This is a genomic window from Photobacterium sp. ABD4_091 (assembly GCF_056160145.1).
The window spans coordinates 588,238-609,555 of the sequence record NZ_JBSWWQ010000003.1 but is presented as its reverse complement, the minus strand read 5'-3'; the positions used below and the strand labels follow the sequence as shown (position 1 = coordinate 609,555).

General features: G+C 47.6%; 25 protein-coding genes. 12 read left to right on the top strand and 13 right to left on the bottom strand.

From position 1 onward, the window contains the following. Positions 1–34 precede the first annotated feature (34 nt). Positions 35–169, bottom strand: coding sequence for a hypothetical protein (locus ACXAGQ_RS24220; protein ID WP_475257385.1), 135 nt, complete (start codon positions 167–169; stop codon positions 35–37). 235 nt (positions 170–404) lie between these two features. On the opposite strand from ACXAGQ_RS24220, the gene ACXAGQ_RS24215 reads away from it, so the two are divergent. The 3 genes from ACXAGQ_RS24215 (at position 405) to mepM (ending at position 3,458) form a co-directional block, all read left to right on the top strand. Then, positions 405–941, top strand: coding sequence for a GNAT family N-acetyltransferase (locus tag ACXAGQ_RS24215; RefSeq protein ID WP_475257383.1), 537 nt, complete (start codon positions 405–407; stop codon positions 939–941). A 515-nt stretch (positions 942–1,456) separates the two neighbouring features. Beyond that, positions 1,457–1,657: a hypothetical protein gene (locus ACXAGQ_RS24210; RefSeq protein WP_475257382.1), complete on the top strand. Its 201-nt coding sequence runs from the start codon at positions 1,457–1,459 to the stop codon at positions 1,655–1,657. Between the two features lie 487 nt (positions 1,658–2,144). Further along, the gene (gene mepM / locus ACXAGQ_RS24205; protein WP_475257380.1) at positions 2,145–3,458 is read left to right on the top strand and encodes a murein DD-endopeptidase MepM; all 1,314 of its coding nucleotides are present in this window, start codon (positions 2,145–2,147) and stop codon (positions 3,456–3,458) included. An 82-nt stretch (positions 3,459–3,540) separates the two neighbouring features. Here the strand turns inward: mepM and ACXAGQ_RS24200 are convergent, their stop codons facing one another. From ACXAGQ_RS24200 to ACXAGQ_RS24190, 3 genes are all read right to left on the bottom strand, one after another. After that, positions 3,541–4,032: a GreA/GreB family elongation factor gene (locus ACXAGQ_RS24200; RefSeq protein WP_475257379.1), complete on the bottom strand. Its 492-nt coding sequence runs from the start codon at positions 4,030–4,032 to the stop codon at positions 3,541–3,543. 95 nt (positions 4,033–4,127) lie between these two features. Continuing rightward, positions 4,128–5,081 (bottom strand): transcriptional regulator MelR, encoded by a 954-nt coding sequence (melR, locus tag ACXAGQ_RS24195; protein ID WP_475257377.1) that lies wholly within the window; start codon positions 5,079–5,081, stop codon positions 4,128–4,130. A gap of 318 nt (positions 5,082–5,399) precedes the next feature. Next, the gene (locus ACXAGQ_RS24190) at positions 5,400–6,785 is read right to left on the bottom strand and encodes a DUF3943 domain-containing protein (RefSeq protein ID WP_475257375.1); all 1,386 of its coding nucleotides are present in this window, start codon (positions 6,783–6,785) and stop codon (positions 5,400–5,402) included. Between the two features lie 292 nt (positions 6,786–7,077). Here ACXAGQ_RS24190 and ACXAGQ_RS24185 point away from each other — a divergent pair, with 292 nt between their 5' ends. Further along, complete coding sequence (locus tag ACXAGQ_RS24185; protein ID WP_475257373.1) at positions 7,078–7,821, top strand: hypothetical protein; 744 nt, start codon at positions 7,078–7,080, stop codon at positions 7,819–7,821. Positions 7,822–7,892: 71 nt separating this feature from the next. Here ACXAGQ_RS24185 and ACXAGQ_RS24180 read toward each other — a convergent pair whose 3' ends face one another. Continuing rightward, positions 7,893–8,132, bottom strand: a complete 240-nt coding sequence (locus ACXAGQ_RS24180; protein ID WP_475257372.1) for a hypothetical protein — start codon at positions 8,130–8,132, stop codon at positions 7,893–7,895. Between the two features lie 356 nt (positions 8,133–8,488). Here ACXAGQ_RS24180 and trpS point away from each other — a divergent pair, with 356 nt between their 5' ends. Next, a complete protein-coding gene (trpS, locus tag ACXAGQ_RS24175; protein WP_475257370.1) occupies positions 8,489–9,562 on the top strand; it encodes a tryptophan--tRNA ligase in 1,074 nt (357 codons plus the stop codon). Positions 9,563–9,627: 65 nt separating this feature from the next. Here the strand turns inward: trpS and ACXAGQ_RS24170 are convergent, their stop codons facing one another. The 3 genes from ACXAGQ_RS24170 to ACXAGQ_RS24160 form a co-directional block, all read right to left on the bottom strand. Then, complete coding sequence (locus tag ACXAGQ_RS24170) at positions 9,628–9,846, bottom strand: hypothetical protein (RefSeq protein WP_475257369.1); 219 nt, start codon at positions 9,844–9,846, stop codon at positions 9,628–9,630. Positions 9,847–10,014: 168 nt separating this feature from the next. Further along, entirely contained in the window at positions 10,015–10,617 is a 603-nt protein-coding gene (locus ACXAGQ_RS24165; protein WP_475257367.1) for a 2OG-Fe(II) oxygenase, read from the bottom strand. 181 nt (positions 10,618–10,798) lie between these two features. After that, a complete protein-coding gene (locus tag ACXAGQ_RS24160) occupies positions 10,799–11,014 on the bottom strand; it encodes a TIGR02450 family Trp-rich protein (protein WP_475257366.1) in 216 nt (71 codons plus the stop codon). A 199-nt stretch (positions 11,015–11,213) separates the two neighbouring features. On the opposite strand from ACXAGQ_RS24160, the gene ACXAGQ_RS24155 reads away from it, so the two are divergent. The 5 genes from ACXAGQ_RS24155 to ACXAGQ_RS24135 all read left to right on the top strand — a co-directional run bounded on the left by ACXAGQ_RS24155 (position 11,214) and on the right by ACXAGQ_RS24135 (position 16,279). Further along, positions 11,214–12,248 (top strand): IS110 family RNA-guided transposase, encoded by a 1,035-nt coding sequence (locus tag ACXAGQ_RS24155; RefSeq protein WP_475257364.1) that lies wholly within the window; start codon positions 11,214–11,216, stop codon positions 12,246–12,248. 350 nt (positions 12,249–12,598) lie between these two features. Continuing rightward, positions 12,599–13,273 (top strand): spondin domain-containing protein, encoded by a 675-nt coding sequence (locus tag ACXAGQ_RS24150; RefSeq protein ID WP_475257363.1) that lies wholly within the window; start codon positions 12,599–12,601, stop codon positions 13,271–13,273. 9 nt (positions 13,274–13,282) lie between these two features. Beyond that, entirely contained in the window at positions 13,283–13,987 is a 705-nt protein-coding gene (locus ACXAGQ_RS24145; protein ID WP_475257362.1) for a spondin domain-containing protein, read from the top strand. Positions 13,988–14,079: 92 nt separating this feature from the next. Next, positions 14,080–14,850: a response regulator transcription factor gene (locus tag ACXAGQ_RS24140; protein ID WP_475257361.1), complete on the top strand. Its 771-nt coding sequence runs from the start codon at positions 14,080–14,082 to the stop codon at positions 14,848–14,850. 43 nt (positions 14,851–14,893) lie between these two features. Then, complete coding sequence (locus ACXAGQ_RS24135; protein ID WP_475257360.1) at positions 14,894–16,279, top strand: sensor histidine kinase; 1,386 nt, start codon at positions 14,894–14,896, stop codon at positions 16,277–16,279. A 68-nt stretch (positions 16,280–16,347) separates the two neighbouring features. Here the strand turns inward: ACXAGQ_RS24135 and ACXAGQ_RS24130 are convergent, their stop codons facing one another. Both ACXAGQ_RS24130 and ACXAGQ_RS24125 read right to left on the bottom strand, forming a co-directional pair. Beyond that, positions 16,348–16,638: a DUF3303 domain-containing protein gene (locus ACXAGQ_RS24130; protein ID WP_475243988.1), complete on the bottom strand. Its 291-nt coding sequence runs from the start codon at positions 16,636–16,638 to the stop codon at positions 16,348–16,350. A 162-nt stretch (positions 16,639–16,800) separates the two neighbouring features. Continuing rightward, positions 16,801–17,040: a hypothetical protein gene (locus ACXAGQ_RS24125; protein WP_475243990.1), complete on the bottom strand. Its 240-nt coding sequence runs from the start codon at positions 17,038–17,040 to the stop codon at positions 16,801–16,803. Between the two features lie 174 nt (positions 17,041–17,214). On the opposite strand from ACXAGQ_RS24125, the gene ACXAGQ_RS24120 reads away from it, so the two are divergent. After that, positions 17,215–18,360, top strand: coding sequence for a hypothetical protein (locus tag ACXAGQ_RS24120; protein WP_475257359.1), 1,146 nt, complete (start codon positions 17,215–17,217; stop codon positions 18,358–18,360). A gap of 74 nt (positions 18,361–18,434) precedes the next feature. Here the strand turns inward: ACXAGQ_RS24120 and ACXAGQ_RS24115 are convergent, their stop codons facing one another. From ACXAGQ_RS24115 to ACXAGQ_RS24105, 3 genes are all read right to left on the bottom strand, one after another. Next, a complete protein-coding gene (locus ACXAGQ_RS24115) occupies positions 18,435–18,656 on the bottom strand; it encodes a hypothetical protein (RefSeq protein ID WP_475257357.1) in 222 nt (73 codons plus the stop codon). A 53-nt stretch (positions 18,657–18,709) separates the two neighbouring features. Next, entirely contained in the window at positions 18,710–19,117 is a 408-nt protein-coding gene (locus tag ACXAGQ_RS24110; RefSeq protein WP_475257356.1) for a GNAT family N-acetyltransferase, read from the bottom strand. Between the two features lie 74 nt (positions 19,118–19,191). Further along, entirely contained in the window at positions 19,192–20,082 is an 891-nt protein-coding gene (locus ACXAGQ_RS24105) for a LysR family transcriptional regulator (protein WP_475257354.1), read from the bottom strand. Between the two features lie 139 nt (positions 20,083–20,221). On the opposite strand from ACXAGQ_RS24105, the gene ACXAGQ_RS24100 reads away from it, so the two are divergent. Next, complete coding sequence (locus ACXAGQ_RS24100; RefSeq protein ID WP_475257353.1) at positions 20,222–21,199, top strand: zinc-dependent alcohol dehydrogenase family protein; 978 nt, start codon at positions 20,222–20,224, stop codon at positions 21,197–21,199. The last annotated feature ends 119 nt before the right edge of the window (positions 21,200–21,318 follow it).

Genomic DNA, 21,318 nt, shown 5'->3' with positions numbered 1-21,318 from the left:
AAAAGTAAGTAGTGAGAATAATGTTTGGTTGGGGCTAGATGTCTAGCCAGTCATTGAAGTCTACCCAAGATAAATCTCGGCTTTTCATCTGCTCGACGTAAAGTTCATACTCGGCACATTGCGCATCTCGTTCAGGATTGCGCCAGTTTTTGTCTTCTTTCAAACTCATAAATTCATCCTTGAATCTAAATGAAGGTCGAAACACCTACGGTCAATTCACACTATCACTAAAAACCCAGGTTGCAAACAAAAAACGTTTTTCGCCCAAAAAACCAGAGAATTGACGGCAAATCAGCCATTCAGCACAAAACTGCTAAATTTTTGCCGTTTTGCCGAACTCAGCATTGACCTGTCTACAGCTTCACAGTTTATGCTGCTGCCATCAGTTTTGAGGAGAGATAAAAATGTATTACGGCATCTATGAGAAAAGCCAATCCGAAACCATTATCGAGTTATTTACCCAAACTTTCTCAGATTCAGAAGGCCAAAATGAAGGCAAAGTGATTGGTCAGCTCGTCAGCGAGTTACTGGAATCGACAAAAAGCGAAGACATATTCACCTTTGTCGCCAAGGACGAAAACGAGATCGTGGGCAGTATACTGTTTACCCGCCTGACATTCGCATCAGACAAAACCGCTTTCTTGCTGGCACCAGTTGCTGTTAGCACACAAAGCCAGGGTAAAGGCATTGGCCAAGCGCTAATCAAAGCAGGCTTGGAAGCGCTTAAACAGCATTGCGTGGATCTTGTTTTTACCTACGGTGACCCAAGCTTCTACACCAAAATTGGCTTTGAGCGCATTACCGAACAAGAGTTTCAGGCACCACTACCATTGTCTTACCCGCACGGTTGGATGGCGCAATCACTGAACGAGCAACCACTTGCAGCGATAGCGGGTAATTCATCTTGTGTTGAGGCGTTTGACAAGCCGGAGCTTTGGTAACTAATACACACATAGCAATGGTTTTGGCTCATTCATTGAGCCAAAACACCTACATTTACTGATTATTTTACCTATAAAAACCGACACACCCCATCAAAGATCACATTATTTTGCAAATTAATGTATTTACTTCTGCATCGTTTAGCGTTAGTTTGATCCGGTCTGCTACTCAGACCGACAATGATTTTCGAAGTCACACCTCACTTCTCGCCAAAGTTAGATGCACCCCTAGAAGATTATTCCTATTACCATACCATTGCGTGCTAAGTTGCGAGCACTCTGCAGTGATGAGTCAGTGAGCTAGGTGACCTCCTGACGAATAAAGAATAGAAAAGGTCAATGAGTAAACCGGAACCGCACTTGCGGGTATCCGGCAGGACAAGCGCTGTCTTCAGCATTTGTACTCAATTTGATAGCCACAAACTCAACGCAAGTTCCCTTTTTATAGGTATATAGGCAAACGACGAAAGTGCCTGCCGGGACAGAATGCAGAGTTTGGGCAACAAGGAAAAATTATGATTTCACATACCGGAATTATCCGCAGCTACAACCCAGCCAACCGCACCGGCCTTATCACTTGTGATCTTGGCGGTGACATTCGCTTCTGTGGCGCTAACATTACTAGCCAAGGCCAACCGGCATCAGGTAGCCTCGTCCAGTTTGTCATGGACGATTCAAGCAAAAGCCTACAGGCCGTAAAAATTACTTTTATTTAATTTAGGCTACAGAACATACAGCGCCCTTTTAAGGGCGCTGTTTTAATAACCAACTCCCACCAACAAACCCGCTCACCCTTTAACCAATTGTAAACCACTATTTCTGCTGTTTTTCTTTCCCCCGAATGCATTGCGATGCATTATTAGCCAAAAGTATAAAACTGGCCGCATATACTCTGTCAGAGCAATGTTAAGAGTCACTTTTTTCTGCTTTCATCAAATCGAGCTAATCTAAGCCGTAAAAAATCAAACATACTTCACAAAACGAATATCTTTTACGCAAGAAAACTGATTTTTTTGGGATCAAGGAACCTTTTTAACACACGCATTGTCTCTTTATGGCAGACTAGCGCTTCTTTAGGGATGCATAGTTATAGTCATTCAAAAAATATTCATGGTTATGGGCCACACCAAAAGGCGACATAACCCGAGATAAAGAACCTTTATCAAGAAAAATCAGCAAAAAAAAACGACGAGTTCTTTTACCATGTCTACGCAAAACTCGACGCTTTCTCGAAAGTGGATGTCGACCAAATTACTGGGGATCGCTGGCTTCTCGCTACTGACGATTGCAGCGCTCCTGACACAAACCAGCACCAATCACCGCACGGTTCCGCTAGACCTTGCGATCTCATCAACCCCTTGGTCTCCAAGCGAACAAGCCGATCAGCCCGTCTATGAGCCGCCTCGCTACGCTTATACCATCCAAAAAGGTGATACGCTTAGCCAGATTTTCTCCCGACTAAATATTCCTTTGCGGTCGATTCAAGAGCTTCAGGAAGCTGATCTAAACCATTTGAAGATTGATACACTACAACCGGGCAATACTTTGCGTTTTTGGGTCAATTCGGCCGAAGGCAAGCTCAACCGCCTGGAATTGGAATTTAGTGTTGCTCAAAAAGTCGCCTACCATCGACTAGAAGACAACAGCTTTGAAGTCGAGGAAATTGCCATTCCTGGTAACTGGGATGACGTGGTTGCCAGCGGTGAGATCCACGGCAGTTTCTCAGTATCGGCTCAGAAAGCAGGGCTGAACTCTACCGAAATCTATGAGATCACCAGCCTGCTGCGTGAAAAGCTAAACTTCTCTCGTGACCTGCGCGCTGGCGATAAGTTCGAAGTGGTTGTTTCCCGCCAGTCGGTCGACGGCGAAATTACCGGCCAGCATGAACTGCGTGCCATCCGTATTCACAGCCGAGGCAGGGCAACCACCGCTTACCTGCATAGCGATGGTAACTTCTACGACTCCAAAGGCGAGAGCCTGCAGCGTGCATTCTTGCGCTACCCATACGAGCGTAACCGCACGTACCGCATCAGCTCTAGCTTCAACCCACGACGACTTCACCCGGTTACAGGACGTGTCTCGCCGCATAACGGGGTAGATTTTGCCACTCCAACCGGAACACCTGTCATTTCAACCGGTGACGGTGTCGTTACCCAGGTAGTTAATCACCCATACGCCGGTAAATATGTTGTTATCCAGCACGGTACCAACTACCGCACCCGCTATCTGCATAACAGCAGGATTCTTGTTCGCAAAGGCCAGAAGGTCTCACGAGGCCAGCGCATTGCCCTTGCAGGCGCAACAGGCCGAGTAACCGGTCCGCATATCCACTATGAATTCCATATTCGTAACCGCCCGGTGAACCCAATGACTGCCAATATCCCAATGGCTTCATCAGTACCAAGCAAAGAAAAAGGGCAGTTCAAGGAAACCGTGGCGCTGTATGACGAAATGATGGATAACCCAAACCGCTCGATGTTCAGTATGGCCGAATCAGAGCAAGAGCCTAAGGCTTAGTAAACGCTATATACTAAACAGACAAAGGGGGAAGCATGCTTCCCCCTTTGTTTTAATCACCATTAGTAGTCAGTACCTACTATCAATAGATAGCATCCACTTCATAGAACACCACCTTACCGCCAATATGCACTTCGGCCTCTTCGCCAAGCGTTAAACCCAGCAATGCTTCACCCAATGGCGATGACGGCGTGACAACAACTACCTCGTGATTTTCAACCTTCAGCTTGATGCCACCTGCTGCAGGCCCAAAGAATATCCATTTCTCATTGTCATCTTCATCAAGAAGATGGACCAGACACCCCAGCACGACTTCATCCAGTGCTTTCGGTAGTGACGTTTTCAGTTGATCGTAAGCGTTGATATCCGCTAAACACTCGGCGACGCGCTGTGACTGCCCATGTGCCAAGTAGGCCGCCTCAATCGCCAATGTATCGTATTGGGTTTCAGCAACACTCTGATCATCGGTTGCCGCACTGTGCGCCTGATCAGCCGCATGCATGGCTCCTTGGTAGGCTTGTTGTAAATCGTCGAGGATAAGATCAATGATCTGAGGTTTATGGCTGGAATTCATGGTGTCGGTGTTTTCATTGAAACGAGATGGAAATGAAATTGTACCGTGGATTACCCTTTATCCCCAAACAACTTCAAGGTGCAGGGGCGCGTATATCATTTCGGAATACCTTGGAAATCCAAAGTACTATCATGCTGAGCCAAGTTATTGCTCTTGCGGCTTAGCTTGCGAAACTCCGTAGGCGTCATTTTCATATAGCGCTGAAAGGTTTCATAGAAGCGGCTATTGGAATTAAAACCCACCGTCAGGGCGATATCGAGAATCGTCCGGTTAGTATCGGCTAACAATGCACGGGCATGGTTAATGCGCATGGAAGTGACATATTCCTTGATCGTCATTTTCATCACGCTCTGGAACAAGTTCATCGCATAGTTGGTATGCAAGCCGACATGTTCAGCGATGTTTTTCACTGTAAGCGGTGTGTCATGATTACAAGCGATATATTCCAAGATCTTCTGGACATGGAACTGTGAGTGCTTAGAGAGCCCTTTCATACTGCCTTTGCTTTCCATGGTATGGGTCAGCTTTTCCCACCCCGTCAAGCATACCCGTTTGAGCATCAAAGACATCTCATCAGCGGCCAATTGGCGAAAACCAATATCATTGCTTTTGCTCTCTTCCATCCAAAATGCAATCTGCTGCTCGGTCACCAAATTAGGCAGCGCAGACTGAACCACCGCGCCATGAGTGATCTGATTGAGCAGGTTTTCATCCAGCGGCCAGGCTAAAAAGTAATGGATAGGAATATTCAAGATCCCCATATTCGTCGACTGGCCTGGCTCGGTGAGCTGGTGCGGTGTGGTGGCCCAGAAGATCCCTATATGACCACTATTGATTGTGAACGGGTGGTCGTTAATGACATAGTCGACATCATCACCAAAGGGAATATTCACTTCAATTTGACCATGCCAATGATAGCAAGGCATATGGTGCGGCTTGCGCAGCTCAATATGAATAGATTCATACGAAGAGAAGAGACTCAGCGGCCCAATAGCATCGGCATCAGAGCTATCTTGCGGATTCTCATTCTGGGCAATTTGCTTAGCCATGGTTCCTCTGTATGCCGGTCGGTAAAACAGATGCGAATATACGACAACACAGACATCCCTGTTGGGAATTTTTCCACAAACTGTGAAGCCCAGCCCAAAGCCCGGCTTCACAAAATAGAGGTAAGCACTTATTCCACAATAAAAAAAGGCCATCAGAAGGTGCGATGGCCAAAAGTGCTAAAAAGATACGTTATACCCAGTTTACCTAGCGTGGTTGGGTAAATATGTCTTTGGAAGAACGCAGCTATTTATAACCTTGATCCACAACGAGGTAAAACAAGCTTTTTTTATCGTACTGAGAAAGACATTCACGCGTTATCACCACCTTTCACCGCGGCCAAAACGATAGACCAGCTGGCCCGAAAATAAGTCATCGTTGGTTGAGAGTTTCCCGCTGTAGAAATGCACCCAATCGGCCTGCAATGCCCAGTTACTGTTTAATTTATAGTGCAAGCCAAGCCCACCGTTCACTTGGAAAGTGGTGGTGTCTCGGTCTTTTTCCAATAGTGTTTCACCGATACCGGCATTAATATAAGGACGCAGATCATCATCACCAAAGAAATAATATTGGAAATCGAAGCTGTAATTTTCATAGGTGATGCTTTCACCCGTAGTCTTGCTGTCGGTATCTATACGGGTATATTGCAGGCGGGATGATAAAGATGGGGTGTAATACACACCCAGAGTGATCATCGGTGCCCAGCTATTATCGATCCCCCACTCGTCATCTAAATCCAGATAGCGGCCACCAACCGAAATACCGACGATGCCGTAGTCCACCGGATCATGGGTTGTGACGTTGCGTACACGGGTATAACTGCGCCGCATCGCAGGACTGGTATCGCCCTCACCGAACTGGAAGTTCATATTTATATTGAACTGGCTATCTGTCTGGCCGTTAGGGAGAGCAACATCTTGGAAGCCAATATACCCAGTACCGGCTTTCACTACATCACGCCCCATCAGGTGATTTACCCCGCGGCCTAAGGTGTCAACCGGGTCGAGCAGGAACAACGCCGTGTTACCCATCCATTCGGAATCCCACACTTTGCCTCCGCCCTGAATGATTTCACGTTCTTTATGGAAGGCCCACTCACCGTAGACCCAGCCAAGTACAGGGGTGACAACCAAGTCCTGAACAGCAGGCACTTCAGCAAACGCCTCAACACCATACTCCCAATAGAAAGTCGACATCATGAAGGAATAGACAAATGCGTCCCACTGGCGGTATCCCGACTTACGGGCGATTTGGTAATACACGCCGCCAAAATACGGATGGCCGATATAGTTGATGTACCAAACATCCCTATCCCATACCGGCCCATCCCTGACATTATCCCACCATTTTTCCAATAGGCGGTCATCACTGGTATCCCAGTTTGAGATGTCTTCCGGCAACAAGGCAATAAAACCAGCGACACCGACGCCATACCAGAAAATAGATTTGGTTTGTGACCAGAGGCGATCGATATCTTCGCCATTTTCACCGGAGAACAAAGCAACGTTATAGGGCGAGTCATAAACCGATACAGTACGCGGCACCTGCTCCCAGGTGGTATTGGTATAAGGAGATGTAGAGTACTTGGAATTATAGGCAGGCTGCTCGGGCGAGCTATCCGAGAGAAAAAGAGGCTGCTGTGGTTCATCTTGAGCTACAGCTATTGATGATGCCAACGCTAACCCCACTGCCATTGCTAACCGCATTCCAACCTCCTTTCAAAAACGGCCTTTGGCCTAAATATCGAAAACTAATGGCTATTAATTTCAGATACTTAAAAACCATACTTTTGAGTATAGTTAACACAATCAAAAGAAAATATTTGCTTGCAGTAGAATATCAATTCTCAGATCTGTCGCACAATTTTACAGCTATTGCTGCTTGATCCTCTTCCCCTCCCCAAAAAAAACCAGCACTAGCCGCCAATTTTCAATGCTATTTTTCATTTCCTGCTAGCCTTTAACGTGGAGTTTTCACTACAAAATGGAAGGAATGAATATGAACCTGATCGCCAAATCGGCTGTAGTCATTATTTCAGCCATTGCTTTAGCCTCCCCCTCTGTCATTGCGGCACAGCTCTCTGATGCTGATTTGCAAGCCGCGATGGAAGCCAAACTAACCGAACAATTAAAAGACGAGAAAGTGGCGGCACACACTGCTGAGTTCATCATGAACAACTTGCTCACCTGGCAGGGCGAACCGCTTCCGCTTGATCAAGCCGATAGCATTATCGCCTATGCCTTCGGTAACCGGATAGCCGAGAACGGCAACCAATCACCGGGGCCGATGAACAAAGCCTTGGCTGATACCGTCGTGGAGATCTACGAAAAAACCGGTAAACCCGTCTATGCACAATGGGAAATTGCCCAAGAGATAGGTGATCGCGTTGAAGCCAAAGATCTCACCGCGATTTACCCAAAAGTTGGTGCTGATGGCACCATCATTTACTTAAGCACCATTGGCGTTGCTGAAGAGATAGTGAAACTGGCAGGGGGAACCGAAAAACTCGGTAAAGCTGTTGTGGTCGGCTTCTATGAACACAGCATGCGTACCATCAACACAACCCAAAATGCAGGTATTGAAGCTTATGCCCCTGAAGGCATCGAACTGCCCCACGATTATGATGAGCAATCAGGCCAACCCTGGACGCGTGATGCACTTATTTTTGTCATGCATGAAATCCGCAACCGAGGCACCAACGAACGAACAAGGCTGATTGAACAGGCAAACAAAGAAAATTAAACAGTAGAATGTTGAATTAAATAGAACTCGGTGTGGCTATTTTCTGCCGCATCGAGTTTGTATCAATAAGATTATAACGATTCTTGCGCCACTGATTGATCCAAATAACGCAGAAGCTCGGTAGGTGAGCATTGACGTAAAGCAATACGGCGCAAAATATCAGCACTTACCTCATCGCCACCCAAGCAGCGTTGAATTGAGGCGTTCACATCATGCAATTCAACACCATCATGACACAGCGACTCTATCCACTGGTATTCGACGGAGTCTAAATCTAAGATGGTATCTCGCCCTATTGATAACTTAACCATTTGTTACACCTAATATATTCAGCGATAACACACTCCATTCTATGCACAAATATGCTGTTTGCCTACGATCCATATCACACTGGTATGATGAGTTTTATTTCTATACGCCTCTTTTATATGCCTCATTGTTCGGCAAGCAGGGTGTGTTGACGGCCCTCGAAAATCAATGATAGGTTACAGTGATGAAAATGATGATTTCCAAGCCTTCTATTACCCTTTCTTGGTGGCACTCTCTTCTTTAGAGCGGTGCTGAATAATCATATTTGTTCAAAGCCGCCGGATGGCAGGCTACGAACAAATTATCCCACTTGTCTCTGGCGTTTATCTATCAACTAGCCATTTACCGGAGATAACCAATGCTAGATACCCCAAACGCCCTAACTACAACAGCGGCTAAAGCCACAACGGCAACAATTGGCAGCAAAGCCATCACAAGCCAAAAGATCCTGACAGGCGATCGTGCCACAGGGCAACTTCATCTCGGCCATTATGTCGGTTCGCTAAAGCAACGGGTTGAGCTTCAGCACCACAACCAGCAAACCATACTTGTAGCCGATATGCAGGGGCTTACTGACAATGGCAATACTCCCAGCAAAGTTGCCGAAAATATCCTCAATGTGGTGGCTGACTATCTTGCCGTCGGTATTGACCCGGACAAAACCACTATTTGCTTACAGTCTGGCATTCCAGCCCTTGCCGAGCTGACCATGTATTACGCCAATCTGGTTTCTATCGCCCGACTCGAGCGCAACCCGACGGTAAAAAGTGAAATTAAAGGAAAGAATTTTGGCCGTGCTATTCCGGCGGGTTTTCTTACCTACCCGATCAGTCAGGCCGCGGATATAACAGCTTTTCAAGCCCAGTTAGTCCCTGTGGGTGATGACCAGCTACCGATGCTGGAACAAACCAATGAGATCGTCAGGAAGGTAAACACCCTAGCTAGCCGCGAAGTCCTAAGAGAATGCCAGCCATTACTGAGCAATATCAGCCGGCTGCCTAGTGCCGACGGCAAAAGCAAAATGTCTAAGTCTATGGGCAATGTGATCTCGCTGGACGCATCAGATAAAGCCATCAGCCAAGCAGTGAAAGCCATGTATACCGACCCGAACCACCTCACTGTCGACCAACCGGGGCAAATCGAAGGCAATGTGGTATTCACTTACCTGGATGCTTTCCACCCTGACGCTGACTATGTCGCACAATTAAAAGATCATTATCAGCGTGGTGGCTTGGGCGATGGCAAAACCAAGCAAATCCTCACCGACTGTCTGCAAACGCTTATCGCGCCAATTCGTGCTCGCCGTCAGGCTTTAATTGCGGATAAAGGGTATCTGATTGAGGTACTGAAAGAAGGGACAGAACAAGCGAGGGAGGCATCACAGCACACTCTCGATTCAGTGAAAGCCGCATTTGGGCTGAATCTGCTATGAAATAAGCATAGCCATACTCTGAATCTTTCAGAGTATGGCTAATAAGTTAATCCAGACTTCGATAATCAACTATCGAGGTACAGGAGCAACTCCTTAGGTTGGCATATTTTTAATGCAATTCTTCGCAGGTACTCGGCGGTAGTTTCATCACCACCAAGGCAGCGCTGAATTAATGCGAGAATAGACTCAACCTCTACACCATCATGGCTCAGCGATGCAATCCACTGATACTCAACGGCATTGATATCTGAGATTGTGTCCCTTCCAATAGATAATTTACCCATTATTCACCCTCAGACATAAGCATTTTCAAATCCAGTTCAAAGAAACCGGATAGTACGGTGAGTAAAATACCAAAAAAGCATGAACACAAGTTGTAAAATTACAAAAAATTACAATATTTCATAAGCTTATATAGCTGAATAATGCAACCAACCTCATCGGCTTGCTCATTACTGGGCGATATCCAGCATGTTGTTCTTTACGCCGTTGGTACGGAACCAGCCCGCAATACTAAAGCGCTCCATTTGGGTAGGCAGTACTTCATGGGGGAACTGCTCAGACAAAAATACGAACAATCGGCCTGACTTGGGCGCAAGCTTCATCAGCTCCTTATCTTCCAAATCGTAAACCACCAGCTCACCGCCATCTTGCTCTTCCCAACTGTCGTTCATGTAAAACACGGTGGTCAAGCGACGGTTTTCATTGCCTCGGAAGCAGTCGAGGTGTTTTTGGTAGAAGTCCCCTTTTTCGTATTTGGCAAAATGGGCTTCATACTCAAATAATCCGAGGAAGAAATATTGGTTAACTTCGCGGCGGATAACTTCCATTCGTTCAAGAAAATCTTGCACTGCAATGCCTTGATCCGCGGCTAACCATTGGATCTTGTCGCTGCGAATAGAGGACTCTCGTGCCACTTCATCGTTGCGGCCGATTCGCGCCTTGGTCCACTTTTCTGGCAAGCAAGATTTCAGCCCATCTACCTGCTCAGGTGATAGAAAGTCATCCCACACAAAGTAACCCTGGGTCGACAGCGCATCAATTAACTTCTGCATCGCGTTTTCACAAATTAAGAAAAGGATGCGGGTTATAACGTTGATAGCGCCTAGCGACAATTCAGGTTCTTCATGATGACGATAAGGAAATCTTCAGGCCGTTTGAGTGGGTTACTTACAGCCCGTCAATTCCTCCCCATTATTTCCAAGCTATTATTTACAAGCTCTTCTTTACAAGCTCTTATTTCCAGCCCATCAGCCAGCGGCTGCTATCCTTGAGCTCGCGCCAATCGAGCTCATACATCCGGTGATTGATCACTGCTTGGATCATGCAGAAAACTACCTTTTGGTTTTCATCGTACTCGACGTCAATCACCATAAAATGCTTCTCACGCCCTTCGACTTCCACTTTGGTCCACTTGCTACCATATAGCGACTTGGGGTGTACCCGGTTCATGGCAATCTCCTAGAAAGCGTTTTTATCTCAATACGTAATCTAAGGGAGTGCAGATTAATCATCAAGATTCTTGTTCCTGATCCTAGTTCCTAGAGACAGGAGGGGAGAAAGGAGCTTCTTTTCCCAGATGTATGGACTCCCTCTCCCTGAGGAGTTACGGTCTTAATCCGACGAAAGATTAGCCAAAAGGAGTCCATACATGAACGACCTTAATACATTGGCCATCGACTTAGCAAAGAATGTTTTCCAAGTTTGCAAGCGAAGCCCGCAAGGCAAAGTATTCTTCAATCGGGAAATGACCCGGGCAAAGCTCAAGGAGCTGCTTGCTAACGAGAAAGTGGCTTTAGTCGCAATGGAAGCCTGCAGTAGTTCCCATTATTGGGCAAGGTATGCTGCTGAGCTCGGGCATGAAGTAAAAGTCATCAATGCCCGAGCTGTTAAGGCTTTCCAAATCAAGCAGAAAACGGATAGGAATGATGCATTGGCAATAGCTGTTGCTGCTGCTCAAGAGCATATCCCTAGTGTCCGTGTCCAATCGGCCGATGAACAGGCACTGCAATCCTTAGAGCGAGCCCGCCAATTAGCAACGTCCCATCAAATTGCACAAAGTAATCAAATTAGAGGGCTATTAGCCGAGTTTGGTATCGTCGCTCCAAAAGGCCTCAAAAGCTTGAGAGAGAAAATACCCTATATTCTCGAAGATAGGGATAACCGGTTACCTGGTAGTTTTAGGGAAATGTTACACCGGTTATGGGATCACCTCCTTGCCCAGATTGAGCATACCGAATCCTTAGAAAAGCAGCTTGAAGCAGCGGTAAAGTCGAACGATGTTTGCCAGAAGTTGATGAAGCTGGAAGGCGTCGGACCGATAAGTGCGATAGGCTTGGCAGTAAAACTAGGACGAGGAGAGAACTTTGCAAACGGCAGACAGGCTTCTGCCAAGATAGGTCTCACCCCGAAGCAACATAGTTCTGGAGGCCAAGAACGGATAGGTAATATTTCAAAGTACAGTGCAGACAAGCGACTTCGTTCAACACTTTTTCAAGGAGCGCTTTCAGTCATTACTCAAATAATGAAACGCCCAGCAAGAACGCATAAAGAGCAATGGCTCCAAGCATTAGTCATGAGAAGGGGACAGAAGATAGCTGCTGTAGCCCTCGCCAATAAGACAGTGCGTACAGCATATGCGATATTAAAAAATGGCTCAGTGTACCAGCCTGTTGGATTGGCTTAGTACACTGGTCATAATCAACAAAGAGCGATGTAAAACAGGTAAGACCGACCAGTAAAAGCTAGATGGTTCCTGAGGTGCTTAGATACCGCTTTCTAGGGTTAGCTTACTGGTGCGACTACATTTTAGGGCGGGGTAGCTCCCCAAAGAAGCCCGTATATAAGTGCGCATCTATACCTTGTTTTGATTTTGTTCCTTTGTTGATTTCTCAAGGGAGTCCATATAAGGAACTAGGATCCGCTCTTCCCAGGATCTGCTTTTTTCCTTTGTGAGAAATTTGTGAGAATTTTTGGAGAGTCCTGCAAGATTTGCCCGCCATAGTGAAGGTAACTCACCAACACAGGGAAAGAACAATGAACAAGACACTTACGGCCCTCTCTCTAGCAGCAGTCTTCATGAGCGCAGACCAAGCCCAAGCAGCAGAAATTGATGTCACTATTACCAATGCGACCAAAAACATTTACTTCACCCCTTTATTGGTCGCGGCACACAGCAGTGACATCTTCTTGTTCCGCAGCGGCCAAGCTGCAGGTTCGGAAATCGAGCTGATGGCCGAAGGCGGAGATATCGGCCCATTGTCATCCCTTGCCAGTAATGCCGGAGCCGTGGTGGTTTCCAACCCCGCTGAAGGATTCCTTAACCCCGGCGATTCAGCCACAACCAGCATGGATACCGGCGATGCCGACAGCTTGACCATTACCGCAATGCTATTGCCAACCAATGACGCATTTGTTGGCTTGGATAGCTGGCCTATTCCATCAACGCCGGGGACTTATACCGTTCGCCTCAATGGTTATGATGCCGGTACCGAAGCCAACGATGAACTTGTCGGCAGCATGCCAACCCCACCATTAATCAACTTCGGCACTGGTGGTACCGGGGTAGAAACCACCGTCACTAATGACACCGTCCATATCCACCCGGGTAACCTTGGGGATAACGACCCTGCCGGTGGCCTCAGTGATATCAGCAGCACAGCCTACCGCTGGCTCAACCCGGTTGCTGTTGTTACCGTCACCGTGAAGTAAGGAGGCAGCATGAAGAATTATCGCTTACTCTTGCTCGCGGCCAGTGTTGCGTTTTTGGTCGGTTGCCCGACTGATTCGGACGACGATGATCCAGCGCCACCGGAAGAGACATTCGCGACATTCAATGTCGAGGTTAAAAACACCTCAGCCAACCAACCGCTGTCGCCACTAGCAGTGATCGGCCACAGTAGTGACTATCAATTATTCACTATTGGCGAGCCCGCATCGGAAGCGTTGGAGATGCTGGCTGAAAGCGGTGACAACAGTGCGCTGCTGAGCGAACAGGCTGATAGTATATCGGTACAAATGGCTGGTAGTGGTGTGATCCCGCCATCAGGGAATGACACCGTCACTGTGACTATGGATACCACAGCTTCGCCATACCTCTCAGTTGCCAGCATGCTGGTGAATACCAATGATGCCTTTGTCGCAGAAACAGCCATGGACTTGGCATCTTTGGCGGTAGGTGAAAGCGTTCGCATCGCGATGCCAGCGTGGGATTCAGGCACCGAAGCCAATGATGAAGCCGCAGAGACTATTCCTGGGCCAGCGGCTGGCGGAGAAGGCTTCAATAGCGCACGGGACGATAACGACCGAGTCTCTTTCCATGCTGGCGTGATCAGCAAAGACGACGGTTTGGATACCTCAGTGCTCGATGCCACCCATCGTTTCCAGAATCCAGCCGCCCAGTTGATCATCACTCGTACCGAGTAACAGCAGGTAAACCTGCCCTTCTCATTATTGAGTGAAAGATATTTGCCAAAGCCCGGTCATCTGAGGGAGCCAGCTCCTTCAGATGATTGGGTATGACAATGACCTTAGCTGAAAAACAGGTACCAGCCGCTATGATCCTCATCGTTGAAGATGACAACGACCTTGCCGATCTGATCAATATGCATTTGTCTTTTCAAGGGCATGATGTGGTTCGGGTCACTAGCCTAGAGCAGGCCAGGCAGGCGTTGGCCAAACAGTCTTTTGACCTGCTTGTGCTTGACCGAGGGCTGGAAGATGGCGATGGCTTGAGCCTATGCCAAGGGATCCGCCAGCAGCAGGTGGGCAGCCAACCATGGCTTCCCGTACTGGTACTTACCGCCAAAGATGCGGAAAAAGATAAAGTCGAAGGCTTGGAATCAGGCGCAGATGACTATCTGACCAAGCCTTTTAGCGTGCTGGAATTTCAGGCAAGGGTCAGGGCAATGCTGCGCCGCCAGCATTTCAGCAATGCGGCGGTTAATGACCCAGTTCTTACTCCAAATATTGCGGAAGACAGCCAAGACAATGTGTTAAGTTTTGGTGATTTAACCATCAACCCCGTGACCCATCGGGTTGAATTAAAACATAACGCTATTTCGCTCACCGCCACCGAATTTACCTTGCTGCACTTCTTGGCTAAGCGACCAGGCCGGGTATACAGCAAAGATGAACTGCTTGACGCAGTCTGGCAAACCCAATTTTCTGGCTACCACCACACGGTGTTTAGCACTATCAACCGTTTAAGAACCAAGCTCAACGCCAGCAACGACGATCACAAATACATCCACACCGTTTGGGGCGTGGGTTATAAATTCGAAGCCTGATTGCCAGGGCTATATCGGTACCAGAGTACATCAGGAGAGCGCAATGAATTACAAAACTCGGCTTGTCCTTCTCACCGGTTGCTGGTTTCTTCTGTCTATTTTGGTGATTGGCGGTTTGTTCAATGTCCAGCAAACTTATGTCGAGCAACGCACCCAGCAAAACCTACACCGTGAGCTCGCCGCCCATATGCGAGACGACAGTCCCCTAATGGAAGGCAGCGACTACAATCCCAAAGCCTTGAAATCTATCTTCCACACCCTAATGCTGCTCGGACCTGATTTTGAGATTTATTTCCTCGATAACGACGGCAATATCAAAAGCCACGCAGCGCCAGAGGGGAAGGTTTTGAGCCAGCAGGTCAGCCTTTCCCCAATCAACGCTTTCCTTGCGGGCAAGCCATTCCCTATTCTGGGTGATGACCCGCGCAATGCCTCGCGCCAGAAAGTATTTTCCGTCGCGCCAATAATGGAAGGCAACACGACCCTGGGCTATTTATATGTGGTGATAGGCAGTGAGCAACGCGCCTTGGCCGCCCAATTCAGTGACATCGATTCGTTGCTTCATTCGCCCATTGCCTGGGTGACTGCAGCCGCACTGTTGCTGGTACTTGGATTCAGCCTCAGTGTTTATCAGCTCACCAAAACGGCTTTGCTCACCCCGATAAAGAACGTTGCCCAAGACTTAAAGACGCAAGCCGAAAATGGATATCGCCTGAAACCCGAAGCCATGCTCAACGTGGCCGAGCTCAAACCTATCGCCAAGCAGATGTATCTCATGGCACGGACGATCTCCCAGCAATTCCTTCAACTCGAGCATCAAGAGCAAAAACGCCGAGAACTGCTGGTACAACTGAGCCATGATCTCAAAACGCCACTCGCCAGCGTGTTGGGTTATTTGGAAACATGGCAAATACAGGCCGAAAAACCAGACTCACTGATAAATACCGCCCAACGTAATGCGCAAAAGCTATCAGAAATGCTCGCGCAGCAAATTGATGTCGCCCGTAAGCAATCCGTGCTGACCGAGCCGAAATTTGAGGCCTTGAAACTCAGCAATATTCTTCAAGACGTTATCGATACTATGCAGCCGGTAGCTAACAAGAAGCAGGTTGAACTAACGCTAAATATCCCCAAGCAGGATGCCGTTTTTGGGGACAAACAATTATTACAACGGCTATTTACCAACTTGTTCGATAACGCCATCCGCCATGCTCCGGTATCAAGTAAGGTAAGGCTCACTATCAATCCTGAGCCTATTGGGCTGGGAATTTCTCTAGAAAATGACATCGCCCCTCAAGCGCCGCATGGCAGCATGGGGCTGGGCACCAAAATCATTCAATCCATCCTGATGCTGCACCAGAGCCAGTTGAGTACCCGACAGGAAGAACAGCATTTCGAGCAATCCTTCAGCCTTCCTCTTCCCACCTAGTCACCACTTCTCCTGAAGCGGAATGAGGAAGGCGCTTTTTATCTCAAGCTTTCGCTATGGCTTGAATGCTATGGTGAAAGCCTTTCACCCATTTCTCGGGCCATGGCATCATCAACCACGGGTTGCACCGTAATATCCATCTCACCGTTCCACTTCAATGCGTAGGCAGTAACCGCCTCTGCACTGTCGGACTCAACAATACAAACTCCCGTTCCGCTGACCAGATCATGCCAACGGCCTATCATCTTTATATCTGGCCCCATTAGAGCCTTATCTTGCTCTTCGGTAATTTTGGCGAAGTGGGCAAGAATAGGATGTAACCGGCCTTGATATACCTGCCAAGTGATCAGGAAAGTCATGGAATACCTCTTCAATCACGCATCAAACGTGTTGAGAGTATAGTCACAGATACCCACCCTATATCAGTTAGAATGGATATCTGTTTGAGTGGGGATCTGTTTTTGCAAAATAGGAATCAATTTAGGAGGAACTGCTGGGCTAGAAGAAAATAAAAGCAACATTTATATAAAAACAAAGCATTGGATATATTGGAAGAAGCGCGTACGTTTCATGCTGCGCACTTTGTCTAACGCCTCATCTTTTTTGAGCTGCTGGCTATCGCACATCGCATCGATATAAGAACGATCTGTCGAGCTCAGGCGGTAAATTTCACGCTCAATAATCGTCAGGCACTCTGACTTGGTATAGCCAAGGGCTTGAAGCTCGTGTACGGCTGGCATATCAATACTGGACAGTTTCATGGTGCTTCTCCTTAACAGAGAATGTTGGAATACACGATTAAAGACCAGCATAACGTGTGCCATAAATTGCCCCTGCGTTACCAACCTCTCATCCCCGCCTACGTCTGACAATCCAATGACAAAACATGCAGTGTGATTCTGTATTGTCAGCGAAAATTTTTGGCAGGGTTTACAATGAAAAGCAGTAATTTACCACTAGCTATTATATTGAGCACCGCACTCGTTGGCTGTGGCTCAGACAGCAGTGACAGCAACACACCAAGCGAGGCAAAGCTTAACTTCGGCGTCATTAATCAAATTGACTCCCCAGAGAGTGCGAGCAAAAGCCTCGAGGTAGCGAGTGATTACAGTGATTCAACGTGTAATCATGACAAATGCCTGAGTGACGTCGACGAAGCGGTTATCGCTTTCAATTATGTCTACCTGAAAAAAGTGGGCGGCAATGGCAACGACGCCACCTGCGACCAAACCGGTGAATGTGAGGCGTACCACATCACCTTCGAACAAGAAGCCAATGAGCTTCGCATGATTGATGTCATGAACGCTAACGGTGACAGCGCCTACCCGCTTTTCGAAGACTTAACCATGTCGCCAGGCGATTACCAGATGTGCCTGTACATCAATGGTAAATATGAAAAAGGAACACAAGTCGACACCGACTACGACTCTTATGTGCGTGACATCGACGGTAGCTACCTGTACCTGACCTCACCAAGCCAAGGCTCCTGTGCCGGTGCCAAACCACCGCAAAACGCCCGCCCTACAGGCCGCTTGGTCAGCCAACCTTTTACGGTAGAAGCAGGAGAAAACAACCTCGCTTTCTGGTTTAACTTGGAAGACACCCTGCAATACAATAAAAACCACGACTGGCGCTTTTTGAGCAGCAAAGATTTCGAGATCGTACATGTGGATGATATTGCGCCGCGACTCGGCCACATCCGTGGTACCGTTGACATCGATACAATCCAAAGTGTATGTCATGAGAACAATGCCGGTGCTGTGGATGCCGTTTATCTATACCGCAACGCAACCACTCAAGAGCAGATGCTGGGCTTCCATAGCTTGCGACAAGGCATCGAGGGTGAAAAACGCCCTAAAGAGTCAGCACCGCTTGCCGTTCCTCTGATTACCGAACCATCAGGTATGGAGGCAGTATTTAGCTTTAGTGACATTTATGCCGGCGAGTATGCGGTTGGCTACACCTGTACCGCACAACATGACGTTGAGGAAACCAATGGTTCTGGTTTTGAGATTTACGACTCTCGCAACAACATCATCGTTGAGCCAGGCCGCACAACGGGTGTCACCTTCTCACTTTAATTAGTAGCGTTAACCCAGAAACTAAAAAGGCCGCAATTGCGGCCTTTGTTCGTTGTGCTCAGGGCACCTTCTGGTCACCCAATATTGATTTCGCCATTTCTGACTTTTTTGCAAAACTGCGAGTAATCGTGGCTGTAGGCACAAAACGCCTGCGGTAGGGTCGAGCCCGTCAAGAATTCATCAAATGCCTGCCGGGTACCTTCTGGCAGAGCCGTGGGATCAACAACCTTGAAAGGCGTATCCGGTATCGAGAACTCTCTGAGGTTAGGAAGCAAGGAGTCAAAATCTGTAGCCATAGAATCGTCACCCTTAACAATTGTGCTCTCTGAGTATAGCCAAAGGGATCGCTCTACAATGACATTTCTAGCTTTGGCCCTATTTCGGTAAATCCGCACCGCTTATAGAAAGCCAATGTTTTGCCCCAAGTCGGTTGAGACGGGGCTCCAACCGCCAACACATTCCATCCCTTCGCTTTAGAAAAAGCTATTGCATGCCCAATTAAAGCGGCACCGATTCCCCCGCTGCGCATATGAGGCACAATATAGATCTCCATTATTTCGCCAAAGTGGCCCCCGGCAAAAATGGCCGATGTCTGGGCAATGGTTAACACGCCAATGACACCCTTGTTTTCATCCACCGCCTTGAAAACCCAGTATCTATTATCTTCAAGCAAAGCCGCACAGGTCTCTTTGAATGTTGTAAGGCAGAGACCGGCACTTTCATCTCCCCAGAGCTCACATTCCATTTGGTAAATCATGGCGCCAACCAAATCTGAGTCTGCCGTTGTGGCTAATTCAATGGTATACATTCAACGCCACGCTCATAAATGTATTACTTATTCGAGTGTATTTTTTCAATGAGATAGTCAATAAACACCCGTACCTTGGGTGAAACCATTTCACGCTTCAAATATATCGCATAGGTCGCTGTGGGTGTCGCTTGCGGGCTAAAGTGATAATCAGGCAAAACCTGTCGCAACCGTCCGTCTTGGAGTTCATTGGCAACCGCCCAATACGGAATAAGCGCAATACCGCAGTGGCTGAGCAGCAGCTGCTTTTGTCCGTTGACGGTATTCACTTCCAGCCCATTGCCGATGGCTAATTTTTCGAGTGACTTCCCCATCAAGTACCAATGCTGCCAACCCGCATAGCCATATCGGATGCACTGATGCTCAGCTAATGATGAGGGTGCACTCAACTCAAGTGACTTGTCCAGATACTCTTGGCTGGCACAGAGAATAAAATCATTGTCTTGAAGCTTTCTCGCCACCAGTGAAGAATCGGCCAACTCACCACTTCGAATTGCTACATCAATATTATCTTCAATCAGATCTTTGACTCGTTCACTCAGCTCTAAGCTGACATCAACCTCAGGGTAACGTTGACGAAATTCGTTAATCAGCGGCAGAATCACCGCTTCACCGTAACCTACGGTCGAACTGACCACCAATCTGCCTTTAGGAACATCCTGAAGATCGTTAATCGTTCTGCGCGCCTCATCAAGGCTGGATACAATATGCTGGGAGTAGCTGTAGAAAGTCTGCCCAGCTTCGGTAAGCGATACTGTTCGGGTATTTCGGTTTATCAACCTCACACCCAGCTCTTCTTCCAATGCTGCCAACTGACGGGATACTGAGGATGGCTGAACATCAAACACTCGGCTGGTTTCAGAAATACTGCCGGTTTCTACCACAGTATTAAAATATTGCAGTCGCTTAATCATCACTTACCTCTCAATACGGAGTGGTATTCTACCAAACCAACTTTTGCTTAAAAGGCAAAATACACTTGCCTTGAGATGCATGGATTGCGGTTGAAGCAATTAATATTATGGCCTCGCTTTAGTAAACGAGGGTAAAACAATGAAAGCGATGATTATTGATTCACTGGGCGACGCCAATGTATTCCAGCAGGTTGTACGTGAGAAACCGACTGCCAAGGCAGGCCATTTGGTAGTTGAAGTGAAGGCAACCAGTGTCAATCCGCTTGATACGATGCTGCGCTCTGCCGAAACACCATGGTCAGCCAACTTACCAGAGATCTTGCATGGTGATGTTGCTGGGGTAATCGTCGAGGTCGGTGAAGGCGTGGAACAGTTCAGTATCGGCGATGAAGTCTACGGTTGTGCTGGCGGTATTGCCGGTACTGATGGGGCACTGGCCGAATACATGCTGGTTGATGCCGATTTGATGGCTCACAAGCCTAAATCACTTTCCATGCGTGAAGCGGCTGCACTGCCATTGGTCTCCATCACAGCCTGGGAAGCCCTGGTTAGCAAAATGCATATCAAGCCAGGTGACAATGTTTTGATCCACGGTGCAAGCGGCGGTGTTGGTCATATTGCAGTTCAGCTGGCAAAAGTGCTGGGCGCAACCGTTGCTACTACTTCGCTTGAGAGAAACCTCGAGACGGCAAACACATTGGGTGCTGACCACGTGATCAACGCCGAGCAGCAATCAGTGGAAGAATACATCCAGCAGTTGACCGACGGGCTAGGCTTCGATGCCATCTTCGACACCATTGCCGGTGATCATATCCAGAACAGCTTTAAAGCTGCCCGCTACAACGGCAAAGTCGCAACGATTTTACCAATCAGCGATCCGCTGCAAGTTGCGTTAAAAGGGCTGAGCTTCCACAGTGTGCTGATGCCGATCCCATTGGTTTACGGTATTAATCGCAAAGCACACGGTGAAATCCTTACCCATATCGCCAAGCTAGCAGACGAGGGGCAGATTAAACCCCTTATTGACGATAGCCAATTCAGTATTTGGGATGTTGCTAAAGGCCACCAGCGCTTGGAGTCGAAACAAGCTGTCGGCAAGGTTGTTTTAACTGCCTGAAAAGGCTCAACAAGACCAAAACCACAAAAAGAAAAGCATTAATAATCAGGATGATGAAAATAAAATGCTATTTTTTTAGCCAGTAAACCACTGCAATTTAAGGCTTTTAACTTCAGCTC

Excerpts from the sequence above, each read along its gene's own strand:
- ACXAGQ_RS24220 (WP_475257385.1), bottom strand. The coding sequence starts at position 169 with ATGAGTTTGAAAGAAGACAAAAACTGGCGCAATCCTGAACGAGATGCG.
- ACXAGQ_RS24215 (WP_475257383.1), top strand. The coding sequence starts at position 405 with ATGTATTACGGCATCTATGAGAAAAGCCAATCCGAAACCATTATCGAG.
- ACXAGQ_RS24210 (WP_475257382.1), top strand. The coding sequence starts at position 1,457 with ATGATTTCACATACCGGAATTATCCGCAGCTACAACCCAGCCAACCGC.
- mepM (WP_475257380.1), top strand. The coding sequence starts at position 2,145 with ATGTCTACGCAAAACTCGACGCTTTCTCGAAAGTGGATGTCGACCAAA.
- ACXAGQ_RS24200 (WP_475257379.1), bottom strand. The coding sequence starts at position 4,032 with ATGAATTCCAGCCATAAACCTCAGATCATTGATCTTATCCTCGACGAT.
- melR (WP_475257377.1), bottom strand. The coding sequence starts at position 5,081 with ATGGCTAAGCAAATTGCCCAGAATGAGAATCCGCAAGATAGCTCTGAT.
- ACXAGQ_RS24190 (WP_475257375.1), bottom strand. The coding sequence starts at position 6,785 with ATGCGGTTAGCAATGGCAGTGGGGTTAGCGTTGGCATCATCAATAGCT.
- ACXAGQ_RS24185 (WP_475257373.1), top strand. The coding sequence starts at position 7,078 with ATGAACCTGATCGCCAAATCGGCTGTAGTCATTATTTCAGCCATTGCT.
- ACXAGQ_RS24180 (WP_475257372.1), bottom strand. The coding sequence starts at position 8,132 with ATGGTTAAGTTATCAATAGGGCGAGATACCATCTTAGATTTAGACTCC.
- trpS (WP_475257370.1), top strand. The coding sequence starts at position 8,489 with ATGCTAGATACCCCAAACGCCCTAACTACAACAGCGGCTAAAGCCACA.
- ACXAGQ_RS24170 (WP_475257369.1), bottom strand. The coding sequence starts at position 9,846 with ATGGGTAAATTATCTATTGGAAGGGACACAATCTCAGATATCAATGCC.
- ACXAGQ_RS24165 (WP_475257367.1), bottom strand. The coding sequence starts at position 10,617 with ATGCAGAAGTTAATTGATGCGCTGTCGACCCAGGGTTACTTTGTGTGG.
- ACXAGQ_RS24160 (WP_475257366.1), bottom strand. The coding sequence starts at position 11,014 with ATGAACCGGGTACACCCCAAGTCGCTATATGGTAGCAAGTGGACCAAA.
- ACXAGQ_RS24155 (WP_475257364.1), top strand. The coding sequence starts at position 11,214 with ATGAACGACCTTAATACATTGGCCATCGACTTAGCAAAGAATGTTTTC.
- ACXAGQ_RS24150 (WP_475257363.1), top strand. The coding sequence starts at position 12,599 with ATGAACAAGACACTTACGGCCCTCTCTCTAGCAGCAGTCTTCATGAGC.
- ACXAGQ_RS24145 (WP_475257362.1), top strand. The coding sequence starts at position 13,283 with ATGAAGAATTATCGCTTACTCTTGCTCGCGGCCAGTGTTGCGTTTTTG.
- ACXAGQ_RS24140 (WP_475257361.1), top strand. The coding sequence starts at position 14,080 with ATGACAATGACCTTAGCTGAAAAACAGGTACCAGCCGCTATGATCCTC.
- ACXAGQ_RS24135 (WP_475257360.1), top strand. The coding sequence starts at position 14,894 with ATGAATTACAAAACTCGGCTTGTCCTTCTCACCGGTTGCTGGTTTCTT.
- ACXAGQ_RS24130 (WP_475243988.1), bottom strand. The coding sequence starts at position 16,638 with ATGACTTTCCTGATCACTTGGCAGGTATATCAAGGCCGGTTACATCCT.
- ACXAGQ_RS24125 (WP_475243990.1), bottom strand. The coding sequence starts at position 17,040 with ATGAAACTGTCCAGTATTGATATGCCAGCCGTACACGAGCTTCAAGCC.
- ACXAGQ_RS24120 (WP_475257359.1), top strand. The coding sequence starts at position 17,215 with ATGAAAAGCAGTAATTTACCACTAGCTATTATATTGAGCACCGCACTC.
- ACXAGQ_RS24115 (WP_475257357.1), bottom strand. The coding sequence starts at position 18,656 with ATGGCTACAGATTTTGACTCCTTGCTTCCTAACCTCAGAGAGTTCTCG.
- ACXAGQ_RS24110 (WP_475257356.1), bottom strand. The coding sequence starts at position 19,117 with ATGATTTACCAAATGGAATGTGAGCTCTGGGGAGATGAAAGTGCCGGT.
- ACXAGQ_RS24105 (WP_475257354.1), bottom strand. The coding sequence starts at position 20,082 with ATGATTAAGCGACTGCAATATTTTAATACTGTGGTAGAAACCGGCAGT.
- ACXAGQ_RS24100 (WP_475257353.1), top strand. The coding sequence starts at position 20,222 with ATGAAAGCGATGATTATTGATTCACTGGGCGACGCCAATGTATTCCAG.